Below are 21,185 nucleotides of genomic sequence, written 5' to 3'. Positions count from 1 at the left end.
TTATTCCCGTTGGCAGCCGCCTTCCTGTGGAAGGCGAGCTTCTGAGCGTTGATGGCATCAATGCGGCCAGCAATCTGGAGCAGGCGGCGGCTTGCCCGCGCACACCACCAGACACGACATATGCAATCTGATATATCTCGCAAAAGCCTGTTACAAGTAACAGCTTAGGCACAATCGGACTGTATATTATCCAAGCAAATATCACTAACATATTGACATAATACCAGTATTAATATATTTATACGACTTTACCAACTCATTCAAGGCTGTCCCATGAATTCAGACGCTTCATTCTGCCTCTGGAACTCAAGCTGCCATGAGGCACTGGCCGATGCACAAAACACCGGAGCCAATGTACACCTTGAATGCTGCCTTATCTGGTGCGGCGAAACTGCCTGCATATCTGTGGAGGGTCTGGTACGCGAGGTCAACGGCAGGGAGGCCCAGCTTGTTGTGCGTTCCATGAGCATGCAGCCCCAGAACCCCAAGGCTTTAATAAACCAGGGCAAATTTTACTTCAGCGTCAAGCGGCACATTGCGCAGGATATGACGGCGCGCCTTGGCGTTTACGGTAGCGCGCAGATTCGCGAAACAGCTGTGGGGCCCAGTGGCGAAATGCTGTATTTGGGACTGCGCTTTTCACGCCATGTGACTGTACGGCAGTTGCGCAGCAGCAAACGTATACCCTGGCGCGCTGGATACAGCCGCATGTCGAGCGTGCTGCTCGCGCCGGAGCGCCCCGACACCATCAACGATTTGCGCATCATGCTTGGGGAATACAGTCAGCTGCCCCCGCCAGCCACGCGCATTCTGGATGTTTCAGAAGGCGGGGCATGCGTCTGCATGCCGGAAGAACTGGCGGTACCTTCCTTCACCTCCGACGCAACCTACCTGTTTTTTCTCCAGCCCAGCGTGGTGCCTGTTACTGTGCCTCCCTACGTTTTTCTTGCCAAGCGGGCAGGTTTCGGCAAGGCCCCTGACGCACAGGGTATTGCCGTGCGCCTGCGCTTTCAGGAAGAACTGGACTGGAGCGCCCGCCGCGCCCGACTGCGCTGGCTCAACGTCAAGGGCGGCTCCCCCCGTTTGCGTCAGTGCCTCACCAAATACGCCGATGCGTCAAAGGATCAGCAAGAATCCGCCTAGGCGCAAGTAGCCACAACGTTCCTGCTTTTGCCACGATTACCCTACCGCCCCTTCTCCCAATCCGGGTTTTATGGCCCTAAAATTGCATCTTTTATGGCAGTATTGCCGCCATGCGGAAAATTTGACCCATGCAGGTCATCAACATAAAGGATACCGCCATGAAAATTTCCGGACTCAACCCCACTCCGGCCTTTGCCTTCCCTGCCATGGAAAAAGATGAAAACACCGCTGCCAGCATGCCTTCCCGCGATGTTGTCAGCCTGAGCGCCCCCAATTTGCTGGCAGATGACGAAGTGGATGGCGTGCTTGACGACACCATGAGCATGATCTCGCAAAATCCCATGGACGCGCTTTCCGTTCACAGCGGCCTGAGCGCCAGCCGCGTTGCCTCCCTGCTGAGCCTGTAGGCTGGCTGATTCTCTGCGGCATGGTTTGACACTATCGCCGCCTTGGGGGTATCACTTTCCGTCTACGTCGGCGCATATTCTTTTTTGGTCCGGCGTTTTTTACCGAAGCCAGCACAGAGGTAAGGGTGATGACGGATATTGACCGCCAAATGGCCACCATCAAGCGCGGCATGGCCGAGCTGATTGACGAAAACGAACTGCGCAAAAAGATTGCGCGCGGCAAGCCGCTGCGTATCAAGGTGGGCTTTGACCCCACCGCTCCTGACCTGCACCTTGGGCATACGGTTGTTATGCACAAGATGCGTCATTTTCAGGAACTGGGGCACCATGTCATCTTTCTTATCGGCGACTTTACGGGCCGCATAGGCGACCCCTCTGGCCGCTCGGAAACCCGCCCCCCCCTCACTGAGGAGCAGGTTCTTGCCAACGCGGAAACCTACAAAAAGCAGGTTTTCAAAATTCTTGATCCGCAGAAGACCGAGGTTGCCTTCAACTCGGCCTGGCTGGGCAAGATGGACGCCACGGGCTTTATCAAGCTGGCTTCCAGCTATACCGTTGCCCGCATGATGGAACGCGATGATTTTGAAAAGCGTTTCCGCGAGCAGCGTCCCATATCAATCCACGAATTTCTGTATCCGCTGTGTCAGGGTTATGACTCTGTCGCTCTCAAGAGCGATGTGGAAATGGGCGGCACTGACCAGAAGTTCAACCTGCTGGTGGGCCGCACCCTCCAGGCGCACTACGGCATAGAAAGCCAGTGCATTCTGACCCTGCCCCTGCTCGAAGGCACCGATGGCGTGCGCAAGATGTCAAAATCTTACGGCAACTACATTGGTATTGACGAAGCCCCTTCCCAGATTTTCGGCAAGGTCATGGCTATCTCTGATGAGCTCATGTGGCGCTACTATGAGCTGCTCTCGGCCAAAAGCCTTGAAGACATTGCAGCCCTCAAGGCTTCCGTGGCCAACGGCGAGCTGCACCCCAAGGCCGCCAAGGAAAATCTTGCCCACGAGATGGTGGCCCGCTACCACAGTGAAAAAGATGCCGATGAAGCAAAGCAGGGCTTTAATGCCGTTTTTGCTGGCGGCGGCGTGCCGGACGATATGCCCGAGCACCAGTGCGCCTGCGGCGAAGACAGCACCCCCCCGGTGTTTCTTGAGGCCGCAGGCCTTGTTAAAAGCCGGGGCGAAGCAAAACGCCTGATGAAAGAAGGCGCGCTCTCCATTGACGGGGAACGCTGCGAAGACGCCGTCACCCCGCTTGCAGCCGGTGAATACGTGGTCAAGCTCGGCAAAAAGCGCTTTCTCAAGCTGAAGGTGCGTTAAGGCGCAATCAGCCTGAATACTTGGAGAACGCCCTTGTGCCGCAGATACAGACCTGCCGCGCAAGGGCGTTCTTTTTATGCGCCAAAACCCTGACCCGCCGAATTCTCCACAGCGGGCGGCAACAAATTGTCCGCAAGGCATACGCGATTACGGCCACTGTTCTTGGCCCGGTAGAGGGCAAGGTCTGCCCTCTTCACCATGTCTTCCAGGGGGTTTTTCACATCTGTCTGTAAATCCGCCAGACCAATGCTGACTGTAAAACGAATGTTCTTTTCGTTGTGCCACACGACCATTTCTTCCACGCGCCTGCGCAAGCGCTCTGCAATGGCCTCTGCCTGCTGGGGCACAACGCTGGCCAGCAGAATGCCAAATTCTTCGCCGCCAAGCCGCCCCACATGGTCAGAGGTACGCATGGTGCCATGCAGCAGCGCGCCAAGCCCCTTCAGCACGGCATCACCCGCATCATGCCCGTACGTGTCGTTGATCTTTTTGAAATGGTCGATATCAAGCATAAAGAAGACCATGTTCAGACCATAGCGCTTGGCCCTTTCAATCTCGAACTGAATTTTTTCCAGCAAATTTCTGCGGTTGTTCAAGCCCGTAAGCGCGTCTATGGTGGCCAGCGAGTACAGGTCTTCAATACGTTTTTCCAGGCTCTGCTGTGTTTGCTTGAGTTCTGTAATGTCAGAGGCAATAACAAAAAAACCCCGCACCTCCCGTCCATCCATATCCGGTATGTAGCGGGACAGCACATAGCCTGTTGAGCCGTCGGCCCTGGCCCTTTCCTGCTCAAAATCCTGTGGTTCGCCGCGCAGGGTCGCATCAACGAGGGGGGCGCATTTGGCAAGCAGCTCCCCGCCAAGCAAGGAGTGCAAATCAATGCCGATGATCTCCTCCTCACCTTTGCCAAACCATGCCCTGTACATTCTGTTGGCGTAATGGCACCGCCGCTCCGCGTCCCAGTAGGAGACCATGATGGGCGCGTGGTCCATCAGGATACTGATGAACTTGTCGCGCGAGCGCATGGCGCTTTGCAGTTTTTCTGTGGAAAGTTCAGAACGGCGGCGTCTGCGCGCTTCTATCACCAGGAGTGAAGTTGAGAGCACAGCCGCAGTTAGCCATATCAGCACTTGAACGAGCAGGTCGCTACGCCAGTGGGCATAGCTGTTTTCGCCGCTGATGATTGTTCCCACCACCAGGGGGCCGCCCTCCAGAAAGGGCGCGGCCGCCTGCTGCAAGGTAAGCATGGCTCGAGCCCCATCGGCCCGCAGGGGCTGGGTGTGCAAGGCCGCCGCATCTGGTGCCATGCTTGCAATGCTCTCCGCCAGAAATGCATTTTCAGCGTTGTCCAGATCGGCAAAGGGCAGCAAAGGACGTCCAGAGGCCGTATAGACGGCAACCTTAGCATCTGCGCGACTGAACGCATACGCCAGTTTGTATCCCCAGAATTCTGGTTTCAGGGTAATGCTTACAGATACGGAGGGAAGCCCGTCCTTTGCGGTGGAACGGGAAAAAACGGCTGTGGACGCAGAAGAAATTTCGCCAGTGGAGGCCCAGGGCGCACCGTTGAGTTCGACAGCAATGGCGGCGACAAAGGGATTATCCCGCACCATATCTTGCATCCGGTCGGCAAGCTGGTCTCCGTCCAAGGAGGAAATGGCGGCGCTTTCCACAGTGTCCAGCAGATGGGTGATGCCGCCCACTTCCATTTTGACAATATTGACGGCAATGCTGCTTTCAGAGAGCAGCAGACGCAACTCATTTTCCTGAAGCTGGAAATAACCATCCATCACGTTGGCGCACAGGAGGCCAGCAAGCACGACCAGCCAGACACTGTGGATGGCCCAGTGTGACCGGGAAGACAGCGTTCTGAAAAAAGCCGTGATGCTCATGGCAAAACTCGGCAGGTAAATATGTTTATTGCATAATACTACCGCCATCGCGGGCAGGCAAGGAGCGACCCGCCCCATCCAGCAGAGTTCTTTTATTTTTTTCTCTTTTCTCCTACCATGCGGCAACGGAGGTCGTATGCAGAAACTTTATGTCGCCATGGTCGGTCTGCCCGCAAGGGGAAAATCCACTCTGGCAAAGCGCATCCGCGACGGTCTTGTGACCGAAGGCATTGCCGCAAAGCTGTTCAATAACGGCGACATGCGCCGCGCGCTCATTGGCGCGGAATCCACCGACCCCAATTTTTACGATCCCAACAACAAACTGGGACGAGATGCGCGCGAAATGATCTGCATGCGCAACATGGAGATTGCCCGCGAATGGCTGGCCAAGGACGGCGAGGTGGCCATTCTTGACGCCACCAACGTCAGCCGCGCGCGCAGGCACCTCATAGAAACCACGCTCACCGACTACCCGGTGCTTTTTGTGGAATGCGTCAACGAAGACCAGCTGCTGCTCAATGCCTGCATACGCCGCAAGACCACCCTGCCGGAATACGCCTCGTATACTGAAGAAGAAGCCCTTGCCAGCTTTATGAAGCGCATCAGCTACTATGAAACCATTTACGAGTCATTGCAGGACGAAAAATACTGGTTGCGCGTTGATTCCACAGCCAACCGTATTCTGGACGAGCGCCCCTGCGAAAGTTCACCCTACTACCCCGCTATCCGCGAAATGGTTGTCAGCGTGTGGATCCAGTGCCTGTATCTGGCGCGCCACGGACAGACGGAATTCAACCTGCGGGGCCGCATCGGCGGCGACCCGCCGCTCACAGCCACAGGCCGCGCCCAGGCGCTTGCCCTTGCCGCCCATCTGCGCAACAAACCAATTGAGTGGGTGTTTACCTCCACGCGCATACGCTCGCACGAAACGGCAACCCCATTGCTGACCGAACGGCCCGAGGCGCATGCCATGGCCTTTAAGGAGTTTGACGAAATATGGGCGGGCGATTGCGAGGGCATGCTCTACAGCGAAATCCGCGAGCGCATGCCCGAGGTCACCCAAGGCCGCAACGCCAGCAAATACACCTACACTTACCCCAATGGCGAGAGCTACGCCCTGCTGCGCGAGCGGGTACAACGGGGTTTGCGGCGGGCGCTTTTTCTGGCTGGGGATGCGCCCCTGATCATTGTGGGGCATCAGGCCATCAACCGGGTGCTGCTTTCGCTCTTTCTCCGACAGCGCAACGAAGACGTGCCCTTTATCTATATTCCGCAAAACCAGTACTACCACATCAGCCTGACCCCGCGCCGCAAGGTCTTTGAACGCTTGCCCTATGACGGCGGGCCGGGGGCCAGCCTGCTGGCTGAATAAAAAATGGCTGCACCCCGATCTGCCAGCGCGTCCATCAAACGCAGGCAGATAGGGGCACAGCCCGTGGACAGCCTGTTACGCAGGGCGCGGTGTTATGTTGGTATGCACCGCGCCCTGCTCTTATTCAGCATTCAAGGCAACCAGCCAGACGGTTGAAGACCGTCGGTTCCGCATGCCCCACCTGCACATCCAGCACATCGTGCAGCTTGCGCACCTGCTTGACTATCTGCTCCATGCGCCCGTCGTCCTTGACCACCAGCCACATGCGGCAGGTATCGCCGTCTGCTTCCGGCGTAACAAGCACGCCTTCAAGGTTGTAGGCACGGCCAGCAAAGAGGCCGCACACGTGCGAAAGCACACCAGGATGATTGTTGACGCTCAAGTGCAAAGTTGTAAGCGCGTTCGTGACGGAACCGTTCATGCGTTAACCCCCTCTATCATCTGACTGTTTGCCGCTCCTGGCGGCACCATGGGAAAAACTTTTTCTTCTGCGCTCATGCGCACTTCAAGCAGGCATGGGCCGGGCGTGCCCAGGGCCTTTTCCAGCACGGCCCTGGGGTCGCGCTCGTTGTTAAGACAGATGGCCGGCATGCCAAAGCCTTGGGCAATACGCACAAAGTCCGTGCCTGCCGTGAAAGCCGAGCCGAACAGCCGCCCTCCAAAGAACAGATCCTGCTGTTGCTGCACCAGCCCAAGTCCATCGTTGTTGCACAGGATAATCTTGACGTTGGCCTGATTTTCAACAGCCGTGGCCATTTCCTGAATATTCATGAGCAGGCTGCCATCACCGGAAAAACAGACCACGGTTTCCTCCGGCTTTGCCAGCGCAGCGCCTATGGCGGCAGGCAGGCCAAAGCCCATTGTTCCCAGCCCGCCGGATGTGAGCCACTGCCGGGGCTGCATCATGGGGTAGGCCTGAGCCACGCGCATCTGGTGCTGGCCCACGTCTGTGCTCACAATGCCCTTGCCGTGCAGGGCGTCCGCCACGTGCCTGATGATGCCGTAGGGCGAACAGACCTCATCCGTGCGGTCAAAACGCAGGCCGTGCTCCGCCTTGCATGCGGCCACGCGCTCGAGCCACGGCTCGTGGTCTGTCTTGCGCAACAGGGGCAGCAGGGCCGTGAGAGCCTCTGCCGCATCCGCCGTAATACCCACCTGCGGAATACGCAGCTTGCCCACCTCGCAGGCATCGATATCAATATGGACAAGGCCCGTCTTGGGGCAAAAACCGTCCAGCCTGCCCGTCGCGCGGTCGCCAAGACGAGCGCCCACAACCATGAGCAGATCGCATTCGTCCACCAGCATGTTGGAAGCGCGCGCTCCATGCATGCCAAGCATGCCCACGGCCAGTTCGTGCCCGTGCGGCACCGTGCCCAGCCCGCGCAGGGACATGACGGCAGGGATGCGACGGGCCTCCATAAAGGAAACCACCGCCGCCGAAGCCTCTGGTGAAGACGTGCCACCGCCCAGCAACAACAGGGGGCGCTTTGCGGCGTTCATCATTTCCGCCGCGCGGGCAAGGGCCTGCGGGTCTGGCTGGGGCAAGGGAGCGGGGGTTCCGGCGGCGGGCAGATCCTGCAATTCAGCAACAGCCACCTGCACGTCACGCGGGATGTCCACCAATACAGGGCCGGGGCGGTCGCCAGCGGCAATGGCAAAGGCCTCGGGAATCACGCGCAGCAGTTCGTCAATGGAGCGCACAATGAAGTTGTGCTTGGTGGCTGGAATGGACATGCCGTAGATGTCCACTTCCTGAAAGGCATCGGTGCCGATCATGTTCAGGGGCACCTGCCCGGTAATGCAGACCAGAGGCACGGAATCCATGCGCGCATCGGCGAGCGCCGTGAGCGTATTGGTGGCGCCGGGGCCGGAAGTGGCAAAGATAACGCCGGGGCGGCCCGTGACTCTTGCCATGCCCTGAGCGATGAAGCCTGCGCCCTGTTCATGACGGGCAAGGATGTGCCGGATGGTTCCACTGCGCCCGAGGGCATCGTAGAGAGGAAGATTGAAACCGCCCGGGATGCCGGCAATGTGCGTGACACCCTGGTTTTCCAGCAGGCGGATGGTGAGTTCTGCTCCCGAAAGACGTAACATCGCCGCAAGACTCCTTTTCGATGGTGAGGCTTGTCGGCGGCGGTGCGGAATAAAAAAAACCCCGCCGACTCGCGCCGGCGGGGTTTGCAATACTACCTTGGATCTTCCCTGCTCAGAACGCGCGCAAAGTGTGACACCGTACTACTACGGCGCACATAATGGATAGCAGCGCTACGTGGCGGAAAGAAGATTGTGTGTTCATGCTCATGTTTTGAACTCTACGCCCGCACCCGGCAAGCTGTCAACATGTCAGACCAGTTCGGCCCAACAATTTTATTTCTTGCGTTTCTTGCCATCGGCATGGGGCAGCAGCAGCTTGACCGCCCGCACTTCGTCAATACGGCGGCGATCCATGCGGGTTATCTCCAGATCCCATCCCTGATAGCGCAGGCGCGCGCCTTTTTCAGGTATGCGGCCAAGGCGCTCCATAATGAGCCCCCCGAGGGTGGCGCTGAACAGACGGCGCGGCAGGCTCACCCCAAGCCAGCTTGCAAACAGGTCAACAGCCAGACGCCCGGGCAGAACCCAACTGCCGTCAGGTCTGCGGCAAACCTCCGGCCCGGCGGGCATGTCGCCCATCTGGCCCGCAAGCACGCTCAGCAGTTCCGCAGGGGTGATAATGCCCACAACGCTGCCGTATTCATCCCGCACAAAGGCCAGCGGCGCGGGATTGGTACGAAAATCTTCCAGCAGGGTCGTCAGCGGCGTATGCTCGAATATGGTGGGCGCGGGGCGCACGTAGGTTTTAAGATCCCACTCGCGGTTGCCTATGCCCTGCTGCTCCTGTTGCAGAATTTCACCGGGATGCACCACGCCCAGCACTTCGTCCGTGTCGCACCGCAGCACTGGCAGCCAGGCAAGGCGCGAGGCCGCGGCAAAACGCGTGACCGTGGCGCGGTCGGCGTTACTGTCCAGCCAGTCCACGCGCTGGCGCGGGATCATGATAAAACGTGCCGTGCGCCCGCCAAGGCGGATCACACGGGCCACCATGTCCCGCTCCATGGGGGCAAAGAGCTGGCCCCCGGCATCGCCAGCCAGCGCCGCTGCCTCCAGCTGCGCCTCGCCGCCGCCTGGCACGCCGCCGCCAAGCAGATTCAGAATGACCCGTGCCGTGGATTCACGCATGTCGCGCATGCTGTAGCGCCTGCGCCGACTGCGCAAGGCCCACTGGTTGCAGGCCTCAACCAGCACCGAGAATCCAATGGCCGCGTACATATAGCCTTTGGGGATATGGTAGCCAAGGCCATCGGCCAGCAGGCTCAGACCGATCATCAGCAAAAATCCCAGGCACAGCACGATAACTGTGGGGTGGCGCTCCACAAATTCCAGCAGGGGAGCGGCGGCGAGCACCATGATGACCATGGCAGCCAGCACCGCCAGCATCATGATGAACACATGGTCCACCATGCCCACGGACGTGATGATGGAATCCAGGGAAAATACGGCATCCAGAATGATGATCTGAAAAATCACCTGCCAGTAGCCAGCTTGCGGCCCGCTGGTATCGAACCTGCCCGCGTGTCCTTCAAGCCTATCATGCAGTTCCATGGTGCCCTTGAGCAGTAAAAACACGCCGCCAGCCATAAGGATAAGATCACGGGCAGAATAGCCATGCCCGCCCAGGGTAAACAGGGGATCCGTGAGGGCAACCAGCCGCGCCATGAAGGCCAGCAGTACCATGCGCATGAGCAGGGCAAGCCCAAGGCCGGTCATGAAGGCCTGACGCTTCTTTTCCTGCGGCAGTTTGTTCACAAGAATGGAAATAAAAACCAGGTTGTCTACGCCCAGCACCACTTCCAGCAGCACCAGCGTACCCAGACCAGCCCAGGCTGCGGGGTCAGTTACCCATGCCAGATCCCACATATCTTCTCCGGCGGCCATGCCGCATTTCCGTAATAAAAAAGGGGCCAGTGGCCCCCAGCAGACAGCAATTCCCGCCTGGCGGGATTTGAAGAAACCATTCGCGCCCGACAACACCGCAAGGCGCTGTCGATTCATGATTTCTGGTTGCGTTGACTTTGTCAAACGCAATGGGGGGCCAAAGGCCCCCCATAAAACCGTGCCTGGCCAGAAGGCGTACACTTATGTGCCGTAATCCGGCGCAGCGCTGTGCCTATTCGGCAGCAAGCTGGATGCGTTCGAAACCGGTAACCGTGATTTCGTCGCCGATGGTCTTGCCCGTTTCGCGCACGATGTCGGAAATAATCTTCTTGTCGTCGCGGATATAGGGCTGTTCCATGAGGCATACTTCCTTCTGGAACTTCTTCACCGCGCCGTCGGCAATCTTGTCCACGATCTGGGCGGGCTTGCCTTCTTCAATGGCCTTCTGGCGGTAAACTTCGCGTTCACGTTCCACAGCGGCCTGATCAAGGCTGGCAGCGTCAAGAGCCAGGGGGCTGGCGGCGGCAACCTGCATGGAAAGATTCTTGGCCAGTTCCAGCACTTCGGGCTTGGCGGCGCTTTCGGCCTTGCCGCAGGTCAGGTACACAAGAACGCCGATCTTGCCGTTGGCGTGGATGTACTGACCCACCACGTCGTTGGCGCTCTTTTTGCTGAAGCGGGCAAACTTGCCAAGCTGCATGTTTTCGCCCACGGAGGCGATGAGCTGGGTCACTTCTTCGCCCAAGAGGGCTTCAAGAGCTGCGGCATCGGCAGGAGCCTTTTCAAGGATGACCTGGGTCACGCGGGCAGCCATGGTCTGGAACTGTTCGCCGCGAGCCACGAAGTCGGTTTCGCAAAGCAGCGAACCCATGGCGACGTGCATGTTGTCGGCAGTGGCGGCCACGGTCACGAGGCCTTCGCTGGTGGCGCGGCCAGACTTTTTGGCAGCCTTGGCCATGCCCTTCTGGCGCAGCCAGTCAACGGCCTTTTCCAGGTCGCCTTCCACTTCCACCAGGGCTTTCTTGCAATCCATCATGCCTGCGGCGGTCATGTCGCGCAGTTCTTTAACCAATTGTGCAGTGATAGCCATAGTATACTCCACACGCTGTCCGGCCCCAAGCCGGAGTTTTGTAAATGCCTGATCGGTTGCGCGGCCTCCGCGAAGCGCGGCGCGCAATCTTTCATCCAGACGGGGGCAGCGCAGCCTTTACAGGTTGCGCCGCCCCCAGGATACGGAATATGGAAAGGCCAGCTATTCGGCGGGAGCGGCTTCCGGAGCGGAAGCGGCGGCTTCGGCCTTCTGCATGGCTTCTTCAGCGTTGACGACTTCGCCCTTGTGATCCTTGTTCATGGCTTCGCCTTCCATGCAGGCTTCGGCGAAAGCAGCCACAAACAACTTGATGGCGCGGATGGCGTCGTCGTTGCCGGGGATGATGTAGTCAATAACATCGGGGTCGCAGTTGGTGTCGGTCACGGCCACGATCGGGATGCCGAGCTTGCGGCATTCCTTTACGGCGATGTCTTCACGGTGCGGGTCGATGATAAAGGCAAGCTGGGGAGTGCGGTCCATGTTCTTGATACCGCCCAAGGTTTCCTCGAGCTTTTTCATTTCGCGTTCCAGAAGCAGAATTTCCTTCTTCTGGTAGCGATTGATGGTGCCGTCGCCAAACATGGCTTCCAGCTTCTTCAGACGATCCACGCTCTTCTGGATGGTGACAAAGTTGGTGAGCGTGCCGCCCATCCAACGGTTGGTCACGTGGAACTGACCGGCGCGGCCAGCTTCAGCGGCCACGGCTTCCTGAGCCTGGCGCTTGGTACCGATGAACAGCACCTTGCCGCCCTTGGCAACAGTGTCGACCACTTTGTCGTAGGCAACGCGGAACAGCTTGACGGTCTGCTGCAGGTCGATGATATGGATGCCGTTGCGGGCGCCAAAGATGTAAGGACGCATCTTGGGGTTCCAGCGGCGGGTCTGGTGACCGAAATGCACGCCGGTTTCCAGCATTTGCTTCATGCTGACATAAGCCATTGGGATTCCTCCAAAGGGTTAACTTCTTCCACCCATGCCCTGACCCTGCAACCCGATGTCCACACCCAGGAGGGGCAAACCGTCCTTGGGCGCAAAAAATGGACGACACCACACGCGCCGTCCCACCGGGCACCCCGGGCCGCTGCCTTTGGGTGTGCTTGATGGAAAGGGAGTCAATACACTACCATCTTGCGAATAGCAAGCACTGATGCGGAGATTTCCGCGCAAACCGCACATCAGCTACCGACTCAGCCCCTGCACAAGCTCAGGCTGGGTTTCGCGAAGACTCTTTCCTGCATAAATTACCAGAACATCGCTGCTCTTTACGCGGACAAGATCGGGATGCGCGTCAAAAAACGCCTCCGCCCGCTCAAATTCCCCGCGCGACACCCCGCCCCCGCCGCCCGCAAGGTAGGCCGTGCCCGCATAGGGTGAAATCATCACCACGCTGTCGTTCAGCGGGCCGTCCATGTGCGATATGTCGGCGGTATAGCGCTGATAGGGATAAAATACGTGCGGCCCAAGGCCGGACTGCGCCCACACTCGCACAGTCGGGGGAAAATCCGGCAACTGCCCCAGAGCTTCGCGCAGGCGCGCATACGACTGGGTATCGGGATGTTGCAGCAGCCGCGCCACAGTCACAGCCGGATTATACCAGCCTGTCTGCGTAGAGAGCATTATGACGGCCATCACCACACCGGCGGCGGGCAGAAGCTTTTTCCACAACGCGGGGCGCAGCTTGCCCTGCACCCACATGCAGGCGTGGCAGATGGACAGCATCAGGAACACGCCGGGCAAATCCTCATACTGCCCGGCCATGGCCCACATATGACCGTAGCCGGAGACAGCCACCATGGCGAGATAGGGCAAGGTACACAGCAGGCAGAGCAAGGCCTTGCGCCCAAGCAGGGGCAAAAACCACGAGTAAGCCAGCAGATGCAGATAGTAGCGCAGCTTGAAATTCCACTGTCCGCCCACATCTACAAAGTTGCTGAAGGCATAGCCCGTCCCCGCGCCCGCAAGCTGGCGCATGTAGGGCAGCCATACCTTTGTAGCCGTGGCAAACCACAGCCCGGAACACAGGCATAAAATCGCGCCGACACGCCGCTGGCCCAGCAGCAAAAAGGCATACATGCCCAGACAGAAAATACTGGGCGCGGCGCGTTCCTGCGCCAGAAAGACCACAAGGCAGCATCCGGCAAGCGCCCACCAGCGGCGCTTGTGCAGCATGAGCACGGCCAGCATGAGCATGGGCGTAACAAGAGTTGTGTAGTGAACCTGCCGCGACCACGGCGTGAGCACCGGGCGGAAAAAAAAGAAAAGAAGCAGCGCAAAACCTGCCGTCCACACCCAGTTGCCGGAAGGCGTATCGCCGTCTGCTTCTTCATGCAGGGCGCGCACCAGCCGGGGCAGAATAAAGGCCATTGCCCCCACCGCCACGCCTTGCAGAACGCTGAGGGGGTACGGGCTCTTCCACGGCCCCACAAGGGGAGCCAGCAGGGCCGTCAGGGGGGTGCAATGGTGGGCGTAAAAGGGTTTGCCCTCATAGACGTTGGAAAAAGGAGCCTGCCAGTCCCAGCCGTTCCAGACCCGCCAAATCTGCGTGATAAAGTAGCCAAAATCCGCATCATTGATGACAAAGCTGCGCATCTGCAACACGCTGCCCCATATGAACAAGGCGGCAAAAGCCAGAGGAATGTACCAGAGCACCAGCTTTTCTGCCAGCGCAGACCCACCTGTACAGGACTTGCAGTTCATGTTCATATCATCTCGTTCAATCAAAAATTTGCGGCCCGGCGCAAAACACGGGCAGATTTCAGTATCACGCCGGAGGCCGTGTCACAAGCTTGGGATGGCGTGCCACAGACTGCGCCCCTTTTCAAACGGCGCATCTACACTTATAGTTAGAGTTCACGCTGTGCCTCAAACGGCACTGCACATCAACACTCCAGGATTCATCATGAACAAGCACGGATTCACTCTTCTTACAGAACAGCATCTGCACGAAGTGGACGGCACCGCCCGTTTGTGGCGGCACGAGGCCACGGGAGCGCAACTGCTTTCCATTAATAACTCTGACGAAAACAAGTGCTTTGGCGTCAACTTTCGCACGCCGCCAGCCGACTCCACAGGTGTTGCCCACATTCTGGAGCACTCCGTTCTTTGCGGGTCGGACAAATATCCCGTCAAGGAACCCTTTGTTGAACTGATGAAGGGATCGCTGCAAACCTTTCTCAACGCATTCACCTTCCCCGACAAGACCTGCTACCCCATCGCAAGCTGCAATCTGCGCGATTTTTACAATCTCATTGACGTCTACATAGACGCAGTGTTCCACCCGCGCATCGATGAGGATATCTTCCGGCAGGAAGGCTGGCACGTGGAGGCCGAAACGTCCGATGGCCCGTGGTCGTACAAGGGCGTGGTCTACAATGAAATGAAGGGCGTTTACTCCTCGCCCGATTCCGTCCTCGCGGAGCAGAGCCAGCAGGCGCTCTTCCCCGATACGCTCTACAGCCTTGATTCCGGCGGCAATCCGGAAAATATCCCCGACCTCACCTACGAGGCCTTTTACGATTTTCATAGCCGCTACTACCACCCCAGCAACGCCCGCTTTTTCTTCTGGGGCGACGACCCGGAAGACGAACGCCTGCGCCTGACGGCAGCCGCGCTTGAAGGCTACACGGCCCGCCCGGTCAATTCCGATGTGCCTTTGCAGCCGCGCCTGGAAACCCCACGCCAGATTGAAGTGGCCTATGCCGCCTCCAAGGGCGAAAAACGCGCGCTGTTTACGGTCAACTGGCTTTTGGGCGAGCGTGGGGACGTGCATCAGGCCCTGCTGATGGAAATGCTCGAGCATATCCTTGAAGGCCTGCCCGGCTCCCCCCTGCGCAAGGCGCTCATCGCCTCCGGCCTTGGTGAAGACACTACGGGCTGCGGGCTGGAGACTGACCTGCGCCAGATGTACTACTCCACCGGTCTCAAGGGCGTGGCCCCGCGCGATGTGCAGCAGGCCGAACTGCTCATTTTTGACACCCTGGCCCAACTGGCGGAAGAAGGCATCCCCCGCTCGGCAGTAGAGGCCGCCGTCAACAGCGTGGAATTCGCCTACCGTGAAAACAATTCGGGGCGCTTCCCCCGTGGGCTTTCGGCCATGGTGCAGTCCCTGACCACATGGCTGTATGATGGAGATCCGCTGGCTCCGCTGGCATGGGAAGCCCCGCTCAACGCCCTCAAGGCCCGCATCGAGGCTGGCGAACCCGTATTTGAACAGGCCATCAAGGACTGGTTCCTGAACAACGAGCACCGCGCCACCGTGGTGCTGCTGCCTGACACCAAGCTGGGCAAAGCCCGCGAAGATGCGGAAAAGGCCCGCGTGGATGCCGTACAGGCCGCAGCCGATGCCGAGGCCCGCGCCAAGATGGTGGAAGAAACCGCCCGCCTCATGGAAGCCCAGAGCGCGCCCGACAGCCCGGAGGCTCTTGCGACCATCCCGGCCTTGGGGATTGAAGACCTGCCGCGTGAAAACGCCTTGCTGCCCCGCGCAGTGGCAGAACTGCCCGAGACATTTCTGACGCACGAACTGCCCACCCAGGGTATTGCCTACGCGACCCTGCTGCTGCCCCTTGCCAATGTGCCGGACAGGCTCGTGCCCCTGCTGCCGCTCTTTGCCCGTTCCCTCACCGAAACAGGCACCGCCAAACGCGATTTTACGGAGCTTGGCGCACTCATGGCCGCCAAAACGGGCGGCCTCGGCGCTGAAACGCTTGTGGGCCTTGTGCGCGGCAGTCGCAAGACTTTTGGCTACCTTGGCGTGTCGGGCAAGGCCGTGTACGACAAGCTGCCCGATCTCTTTGCCCTGACCCGCGAAATCCTGCTGGAACCCCTGACGGACGCCGATGTGTTGCGCGAACGCCTGGGCCAGATGCTGCTTGAAGGCAAGGCCCGGCTGGAGCATGGCTTGCAGTCCGCCGGTCATGCGGCGGTCAGCGCCCGCCTGCGGGCGCGCTTCAACGGCGCAAGCGCCATTGCCGAACGCACGTCGGGCCTGAGCTACCTTGAAAGCGTGCGCGGCCTGCTGGAGCGTATGGACACTGACCCGCAGTCTGTTTTGAATGATCTGGAAGAACTGCGCTCGCGCATCATCGCCCGTCCCGGCGCTGTTGTGGACTGCACCGCAGAGGCGCAGGGTCTTGCGCTGGTAGAAACGGAAGCCCGCCAGCTGCTGCGCTCGCTTTTGCCCGCGCGGGCAGGGGCGTCAACGGACTTTGGCAGCGCCCCTCTGGAACTGCCCAAGGGCGAAGCCTTCATTGCCCCGGCCCAGATCAACTATGTGGGTAAGGCCGCCAACATCTATGACCAGGGCTATGTGTACCATGGCTCCGCCAGCGTTATCCTGCGCAGCCTGCGCATGGGCTACCTGTGGGAGCGGGTGCGTGTACGCGGCGGCGCGTACGGCGCGTTCTGCAATCTCGACCGCCTGGGCGGCACCCTTGTGTGCGCCTCATACCGCGACCCCAACGTGGACGACACCCTGGCGGCCTTTGACGGCATGGCCGAATACCTGCGCACCTTCAGCCCGGACAAAGCCCAGCTCACCCAGGCCATAGTGGGCGCGGTGGGCGATCTGGACAGCTACCTGCTGCCCGACGCCAAGGGCGCGCAGTCCCTCTCGCGCTGGCTCACGGACGACACAGATGCCGCCCGCGCCCTCATGCGCGAAGAAATCCTTTCCACCACCGAAAAACACTTCCGCGAATTTGCCGAGGTGCTGGCCGAGGTTGCGCGCAACGGAGCCACCTGCGTGCTGGGCGGCCCCAAGACCGAAGCAACAGCAAAAGAACACAGCTGGAGCAGCACCAAACTGGTGTAGCATCCCGCAATGATAGAATGATAAAGGGGGAGATTTTCCAGAAATCTCCCCCTTTTGCGCATAGTGGCGGAAGGCCGACACTGTATACCGCGCACAAGGAACACCCGATGTCCCAAGATTCAGGCGACCAGCCGCTCCAGCCAGACACGCCGCATCTGCGGCCCGCACGCTTTGCAGGCCGTCTGGCCGCGCCGTCCTTTGTGCTGCCCGCCGGAGTGGCGGAAAATGCGCGTTTTCTGGCTGGCAAGGTGGACGAGGTTGGACTGTGCTTTTTTGAAGCTCAGTCCTGCCTGGATTACGGGCCGCAGGACTTGCCGCCCGATCTGGCAACCCTGCCCCTGCGCTGGCATGTGCATCTGCCCGTTGACCTGCCCTGGCCCTCCAGCAAGAGTTCTGCCGCGCATCCTGCCCGCCGGGCAGCGCAATTGGCATTGTCTGTACTTGGCAAGGCGGCATTTCTTCAGCCGCGCTGTGCCGTGCTGCACCCGCCCCAAGGCTCGCCGATGATGCAGCGCAGCCGTCTGGCAGGGTTTGCCTCTCACTGGAAAAGCTGCTGTCATATTCCGCTGTTGTTGGAAAACGTTGCCCACAGCGATATTGCCTGCCTTGGACAGGGATTTCTTCAGGATCACGGACTGGGGCTGTGTCTGGACGTAGGGCACCTCCTGGGCTATGGTCAAAAAAACCTGTTGGTTTCGACCCTGCCAGAGCAGGCGACCATGACGCACTGGAGCGCCCCCGGCGACGGCGACCGGCATCTGCCCCTCACGGCTTTTACGCCCGGGCAGGCGCAGACCGCAGCCGCCCTCATGCAGCGCATACCCGATTCGGCAGTACATATGGTCGAGATATTCAACTGGGATCGTTTGGCCGCATCCCTGCCGGTGCTGGAGGCGCTTGCGCAACCGCATTCCGGCGAATGAAAATTGGCAAACGCACTTTCGCAAGCGGGCTTTCGCAGAAGAACTTTTAAGGAGAATCATGGCTGGCGCCACAGACCACATCGCCCTGCTGCAAAAATGGCGGGCAGGTCTCAGCAAGGACGACCGCTGGTGCATCCTCATCAATGCCGACCCCGATGCCCTGGCATCGGCGCTGGCGCTCAAGCGTATTATGATCCACAAGGTGCACAACGTGGACATTGCGCGCATCAATGAGGTGACCCGGCCCGACAACCTGGCCATGATCCGCTACCTGAACATCCCGGTGCGCCCCTGGCAGCCTGAAAATGCCGACCAGTACACCCACTTTGCCATGGTGGATTCCCAGCCGCACCACAGCAAGGCTTTTCAGGGCCTGCACTTTGACTGCATTATCGACCATCATCCCCTGCCCCGCGTTGCCAACAACATTGCGGCATGCTCGCTGGCTGGCCCGGCCTTGCTGCGTGATATCCGCCCCAATATGGGCGCCACCAGCACCATGATGGCCCGCTATCTCAAGGCCTTGCGCATGCGCCCAGGGCCAAGGCTTGCCACAGCCCTGCTGTACGGCATACGCACAGACACGGCGGCTTTTGAGCGCTCCGGCGGCGAAGACGATTTTCGCGCGTATCAGTGGCTTTCGCGCCATGCGGACAACGGCCTGCTGCGCCGTATTCTGCGTAGCGAATACCTGCGGGAATGGCTGCCGCTGTTTTCACGCGCATTCCGTTCCCTTGCCGACTGCCGAGGCGGCGGAGCCTTTGCCTCGCTCAACGAGGTCAACAGCGCAGACCTTTTGGTGGCAGTGGCGGACTTTTTCACACGGGTGCACGGCCTGCGGTGGATAGCCGTGAGCGGCGTGGTGGACAAAACCGTTATCGTGATCTTTCGCGGCGATGGCGGACGGGACATTGGCCGTCTGGCGGACGCCTGTTTTTACGACGTGGGCCAGGCTGGCGGGCACCGCAATCTGGCCCGCGCGGAATTTCCCCTGTCGGCAGTGCCGGAAGGCGTCAAGCCCGGCGATTTTGTGCTCAAAAGGCTTGAAACGCGCAAGCTGCGGCGCAAAACAACAGCTCCGGATGCCCCCTCCGACCCCGCAGAACGTGGCACCGCCTGACTTTGCGAACAATTTGCATGCAAACTTCAATTTTTTATTGACAGGCTTTTGCATGCCGCGTAGCTTTTTACCTAGAAAATTTAAGGATACTTTCATGCAGCGCATTTCTTCCAACCACACCTCCTCCTACGCCGCCGGCATCTTTAGCTGGTATTATTTTGCGTACTTTACCGGAGCCTGTGGTCGGGAGCTTTGCTGACGCGTAAAAGTTAGAAAGTTCAACGGGCCGCAGGCAACAAGCCAGCGGCCCTTTTTTTGTATGGGCCGCCGGGAAAAATGCGGCAAACCCCGCTCCACGCGGGTCACCTTAAAGCAGCAGACTGAAAGGAGCGAGCCCATGTACCTTGGAAAAAAAATCCGCCTGGAACGCATCATCAACCGCACAAATGGCCGTACCATCATTGTTCCCATGGATCACGGCGTGACCATTGGTGCTGTTGAAGGTCTGGTGGACATGCGAGACACCGTCAACGACATGGCCACGGGCGGCGCGGACGCAGTGCTCATGCACAAGGGCCTTGTGCGTTGCGGCCACCGCAACGCGGGCAGCGACATCGGTCTTATCATCCACCTCTCCGCCTCCACCACGCTTTCGCCCCTCGGCAACACCAAAACCCTTGTGGGCACGGTTGAAGAAGCCATCAAGCACGGCGCAGATTGCGTTTCTGTCCACGTGAACCTGGGAGACCCCAACGAACGCCTCATGCTGGCCGATCTGGGCCGTGTGGCCGAATCGTGCGACAACTGGGGCATCCCGCTGCTGGCCATGATGTACGCCCGCGGCCCCCAGATCCAGAACGGCTACGCCAAGGACGTGGTGGCCCACTGCGCCCGCGTGGGCGTTGAGCTGGGCGCGGATATCGTCAAGGTGCCCTACACCGGCGATGCGGAAAGCTTCTCTGAAGTCGTGGCCGCCTGCTGTGTGCCTGTGGTTATCGCTGGTGGCGAGCGCATGGATTCCACCCGCCAGATCCTCCAGATGGTTCAGGATTCGCTGAGCGCAGGCGGCGCGGGCATTTCCGTGGGCCGCAACGTCTTCCAGCATCCCAACCGCGTTGCTCTGGTCAAGGCCCTGCGCGCCATCGTACACGACAACGTTTCCGTGGATCAGGCCATGGAAATTGTAGGAGAGTAAGCCGCATGTCCCGCATCTATTTCAACTGCGTTCCCTTTGACAAGGGCGATGTGACCCTGGCGCTGGAATCCGGCGTGGACGGAGTTATTGTGCCGCGCAAGCATGTGGAAGAAGTTTCCGGTCTTTCGCGCTGCCCAGTGTGGGCCGCCGAAGATACCGCCATGATGACGCTCACCGTCAAGGCTGACGAAGAAGCCGTGCTCGAACGGCTGCATAAGGGCGAGCGTGTGGTTCTGGCTCGCGGCTGGGAGGTAATACCTGTGGAAAACCTTCTGGCCCAGAGCGACAGCGTTCTGGCTGAGGCCGCTACGCTGGACGAGGCCCGCCTTGCCGCAGGAATTTTGGAACGCGGTGTGGCGGGCATTGTTGTATCCAGAGAGGCCGTGGCCGATCTCAAGACCATTGTCAGCCAGTGCAAGCTTTCGCAGGGGCATGAAGAACTGCTGCCCGCCGTGATCACCCGTGTGGAATCCGTGGGCCTCGGACACCGAGTCTGCGCTGATACGCTCTCCATCCTGCGCAAGGGCCAGGGCATGCTGGTGGGCAATTCCAGCGCCTTTACCTTTCTTGTGCATGCGGAAACCGAGCGCAACGAGTATGTTGCCGCCCGCCCCTTCAGGGTCAATGCGGGGGCTGTGCATGCCTACGTGCGCCTGCCCGGCGACAAAACCACCTATCTTGGCGAATTCAAGGCGGGGCAGGAAGTGCTGATCGTGGACGCCAACGGCGAAACCAGCCTTGCCACCCTTGGCAGGGTCAAGATTGAAGTGCGCCCCATGCTGCTGGTTGAAGCCCAGGTTACCACCGAAGACGGCGTTAAAACCGGCGCGGTATTTTTGCAGAATGCCGAAACCATCCGCCTGACGACCCCCGGCGGCGAGCCGGTAAGCGTGGTGAGCCTGAAACCAGGCGATACCGTGCTGTGCCGTCTGGACGAAGCTGGTCGCCATTTTGGCATGCGCATCCGCGAAGACATCCGGGAGATATAAGC

The 21,185-nt window shown here is 59.5% G+C and carries 16 protein-coding genes; 9 read left to right on the top strand and 7 right to left on the bottom strand.

What is annotated here, in order from left to right:
- The first annotated feature begins 273 nt into the window (after nt 1-273).
- From RDK48_RS07695 to tyrS, 3 genes are all read left to right on the top strand, one after another.
- Nucleotides 274-1,143, top strand: coding sequence for a hypothetical protein (locus RDK48_RS07695; RefSeq protein ID WP_298995116.1), 870 nt, complete (start codon nt 274-276; stop codon nt 1,141-1,143).
- A 158-nt stretch (nt 1,144-1,301) separates the two neighbouring features.
- On the top strand, nt 1,302-1,550 hold the full coding sequence (locus RDK48_RS07690) for a hypothetical protein (protein ID WP_298995120.1): 249 nt from the start codon (nt 1,302-1,304) through the stop codon (nt 1,548-1,550).
- A 128-nt stretch (nt 1,551-1,678) separates the two neighbouring features.
- On the top strand, nt 1,679-2,875 hold the full coding sequence (tyrS, locus tag RDK48_RS07685; RefSeq protein WP_298995123.1) for a tyrosine--tRNA ligase: 1,197 nt from the start codon (nt 1,679-1,681) through the stop codon (nt 2,873-2,875).
- Nucleotides 2,876-2,949: 74 nt separating this feature from the next.
- Here the strand turns inward: tyrS and RDK48_RS07680 are convergent, their stop codons facing one another.
- Nucleotides 2,950-4,767 carry a GGDEF domain-containing protein gene (locus tag RDK48_RS07680; RefSeq protein WP_298995125.1) on the bottom strand — a complete coding sequence of 606 codons (1,818 nt, stop codon included), beginning with the start codon at nt 4,765-4,767 and terminating at the stop codon, nt 2,950-2,952.
- Between the two features lie 136 nt (nt 4,768-4,903).
- Here RDK48_RS07680 and RDK48_RS07675 point away from each other — a divergent pair, with 136 nt between their 5' ends.
- On the top strand, nt 4,904-6,139 hold the full coding sequence (locus tag RDK48_RS07675; RefSeq protein WP_298995128.1) for a 6-phosphofructo-2-kinase/fructose-2,6-bisphosphatase: 1,236 nt from the start codon (nt 4,904-4,906) through the stop codon (nt 6,137-6,139).
- A gap of 124 nt (nt 6,140-6,263) precedes the next feature.
- Here the strand turns inward: RDK48_RS07675 and ilvN are convergent, their stop codons facing one another.
- The 6 genes from ilvN to RDK48_RS07645 form a co-directional block, all read right to left on the bottom strand.
- On the bottom strand, nt 6,264-6,560 hold the full coding sequence (ilvN, locus tag RDK48_RS07670; RefSeq protein ID WP_298995131.1) for an acetolactate synthase small subunit: 297 nt from the start codon (nt 6,558-6,560) through the stop codon (nt 6,264-6,266).
- On the bottom strand, nt 6,557-8,233 hold the full coding sequence (gene ilvB, locus RDK48_RS07665; protein WP_298995134.1) for a biosynthetic-type acetolactate synthase large subunit: 1,677 nt from the start codon (nt 8,231-8,233) through the stop codon (nt 6,557-6,559). Before ilvB ends, ilvN begins: the two co-directional genes overlap by 4 nt.
- Nucleotides 8,234-8,506: 273 nt before the next feature.
- Nucleotides 8,507-10,114 carry a transporter associated domain-containing protein gene (locus tag RDK48_RS07660; protein WP_298995138.1) on the bottom strand — a complete coding sequence of 536 codons (1,608 nt, stop codon included), beginning with the start codon at nt 10,112-10,114 and terminating at the stop codon, nt 8,507-8,509.
- Nucleotides 10,115-10,346: 232 nt separating this feature from the next.
- Nucleotides 10,347-11,204 (bottom strand): translation elongation factor Ts, encoded by an 858-nt coding sequence (gene tsf / locus RDK48_RS07655; RefSeq protein WP_298995141.1) that lies wholly within the window; start codon nt 11,202-11,204, stop codon nt 10,347-10,349.
- A gap of 162 nt (nt 11,205-11,366) precedes the next feature.
- On the bottom strand, nt 11,367-12,143 hold the full coding sequence (gene rpsB, locus RDK48_RS07650; protein ID WP_298995143.1) for a 30S ribosomal protein S2: 777 nt from the start codon (nt 12,141-12,143) through the stop codon (nt 11,367-11,369).
- A 240-nt stretch (nt 12,144-12,383) separates the two neighbouring features.
- The gene (locus RDK48_RS07645) at nt 12,384-13,907 is read right to left on the bottom strand and encodes a DUF2079 domain-containing protein (protein ID WP_298995146.1); all 1,524 of its coding nucleotides are present in this window, start codon (nt 13,905-13,907) and stop codon (nt 12,384-12,386) included.
- A 196-nt stretch (nt 13,908-14,103) separates the two neighbouring features.
- On the opposite strand from RDK48_RS07645, the gene RDK48_RS07640 reads away from it, so the two are divergent.
- The 5 genes from RDK48_RS07640 to RDK48_RS07620 all read left to right on the top strand — a co-directional run bounded on the left by RDK48_RS07640 (nt 14,104) and on the right by RDK48_RS07620 (nt 21,183).
- The gene (locus RDK48_RS07640) at nt 14,104-17,016 is read left to right on the top strand and encodes an insulinase family protein (RefSeq protein ID WP_298995149.1); all 2,913 of its coding nucleotides are present in this window, start codon (nt 14,104-14,106) and stop codon (nt 17,014-17,016) included.
- A gap of 107 nt (nt 17,017-17,123) precedes the next feature.
- On the top strand, nt 17,124-17,939 hold the full coding sequence (gene cbiR, locus RDK48_RS07635) for a cobamide remodeling phosphodiesterase CbiR (protein ID WP_298995151.1): 816 nt from the start codon (nt 17,124-17,126) through the stop codon (nt 17,937-17,939).
- Between the two features lie 58 nt (nt 17,940-17,997).
- Nucleotides 17,998-19,059 carry a bifunctional oligoribonuclease/PAP phosphatase NrnA gene (locus tag RDK48_RS07630; RefSeq protein WP_298995153.1) on the top strand — a complete coding sequence of 354 codons (1,062 nt, stop codon included), beginning with the start codon at nt 17,998-18,000 and terminating at the stop codon, nt 19,057-19,059.
- 337 nt (nt 19,060-19,396) lie between these two features.
- The gene (locus tag RDK48_RS07625; protein WP_298995156.1) at nt 19,397-20,194 is read left to right on the top strand and encodes a 2-amino-3,7-dideoxy-D-threo-hept-6-ulosonate synthase; all 798 of its coding nucleotides are present in this window, start codon (nt 19,397-19,399) and stop codon (nt 20,192-20,194) included.
- A 5-nt stretch (nt 20,195-20,199) separates the two neighbouring features.
- Nucleotides 20,200-21,183 carry a 3-dehydroquinate synthase II family protein gene (locus RDK48_RS07620; RefSeq protein ID WP_298995159.1) on the top strand — a complete coding sequence of 328 codons (984 nt, stop codon included), beginning with the start codon at nt 20,200-20,202 and terminating at the stop codon, nt 21,181-21,183.
- Nucleotides 21,184-21,185 lie beyond the last annotated feature (2 nt).

This window comes from uncultured Desulfovibrio sp., assembly GCF_902477725.1.
In the GTDB taxonomy this organism is placed as follows: Bacteria; Desulfobacterota; Desulfovibrionia; order Desulfovibrionales; family Desulfovibrionaceae; genus Desulfovibrio.
This window is presented reverse-complemented; position numbering and strand designations above follow the sequence as displayed.

Excerpts from the sequence above, each read along its gene's own strand:
- tsf (WP_298995141.1), bottom strand. The coding sequence starts at position 11,204 with ATGGCTATCACTGCACAATTGGTTAAAGAACTGCGCGACATGACCGCC.
- RDK48_RS07660 (WP_298995138.1), bottom strand. The coding sequence starts at position 10,114 with ATGGCCGCCGGAGAAGATATGTGGGATCTGGCATGGGTAACTGACCCC.
- cbiR (WP_298995151.1), top strand. The coding sequence starts at position 17,124 with ATGTCCCAAGATTCAGGCGACCAGCCGCTCCAGCCAGACACGCCGCAT.
- tyrS (WP_298995123.1), top strand. The coding sequence starts at position 1,679 with ATGACGGATATTGACCGCCAAATGGCCACCATCAAGCGCGGCATGGCC.
- ilvB (WP_298995134.1), bottom strand. The coding sequence starts at position 8,233 with ATGTTACGTCTTTCGGGAGCAGAACTCACCATCCGCCTGCTGGAAAAC.
- RDK48_RS07695 (WP_298995116.1), top strand. The coding sequence starts at position 274 with ATGAATTCAGACGCTTCATTCTGCCTCTGGAACTCAAGCTGCCATGAG.
- RDK48_RS07625 (WP_298995156.1), top strand. The coding sequence starts at position 19,397 with ATGTACCTTGGAAAAAAAATCCGCCTGGAACGCATCATCAACCGCACA.
- RDK48_RS07675 (WP_298995128.1), top strand. The coding sequence starts at position 4,904 with ATGCAGAAACTTTATGTCGCCATGGTCGGTCTGCCCGCAAGGGGAAAA.
- RDK48_RS07645 (WP_298995146.1), bottom strand. The coding sequence starts at position 13,907 with ATGAACATGAACTGCAAGTCCTGTACAGGTGGGTCTGCGCTGGCAGAA.
- ilvN (WP_298995131.1), bottom strand. The coding sequence starts at position 6,560 with ATGAACGGTTCCGTCACGAACGCGCTTACAACTTTGCACTTGAGCGTC.
- RDK48_RS07630 (WP_298995153.1), top strand. The coding sequence starts at position 17,998 with ATGGCTGGCGCCACAGACCACATCGCCCTGCTGCAAAAATGGCGGGCA.
- rpsB (WP_298995143.1), bottom strand. The coding sequence starts at position 12,143 with ATGGCTTATGTCAGCATGAAGCAAATGCTGGAAACCGGCGTGCATTTC.
- RDK48_RS07690 (WP_298995120.1), top strand. The coding sequence starts at position 1,302 with ATGAAAATTTCCGGACTCAACCCCACTCCGGCCTTTGCCTTCCCTGCC.
- RDK48_RS07620 (WP_298995159.1), top strand. The coding sequence starts at position 20,200 with ATGTCCCGCATCTATTTCAACTGCGTTCCCTTTGACAAGGGCGATGTG.
- RDK48_RS07640 (WP_298995149.1), top strand. The coding sequence starts at position 14,104 with ATGAACAAGCACGGATTCACTCTTCTTACAGAACAGCATCTGCACGAA.
- RDK48_RS07680 (WP_298995125.1), bottom strand. The coding sequence starts at position 4,767 with ATGAGCATCACGGCTTTTTTCAGAACGCTGTCTTCCCGGTCACACTGG.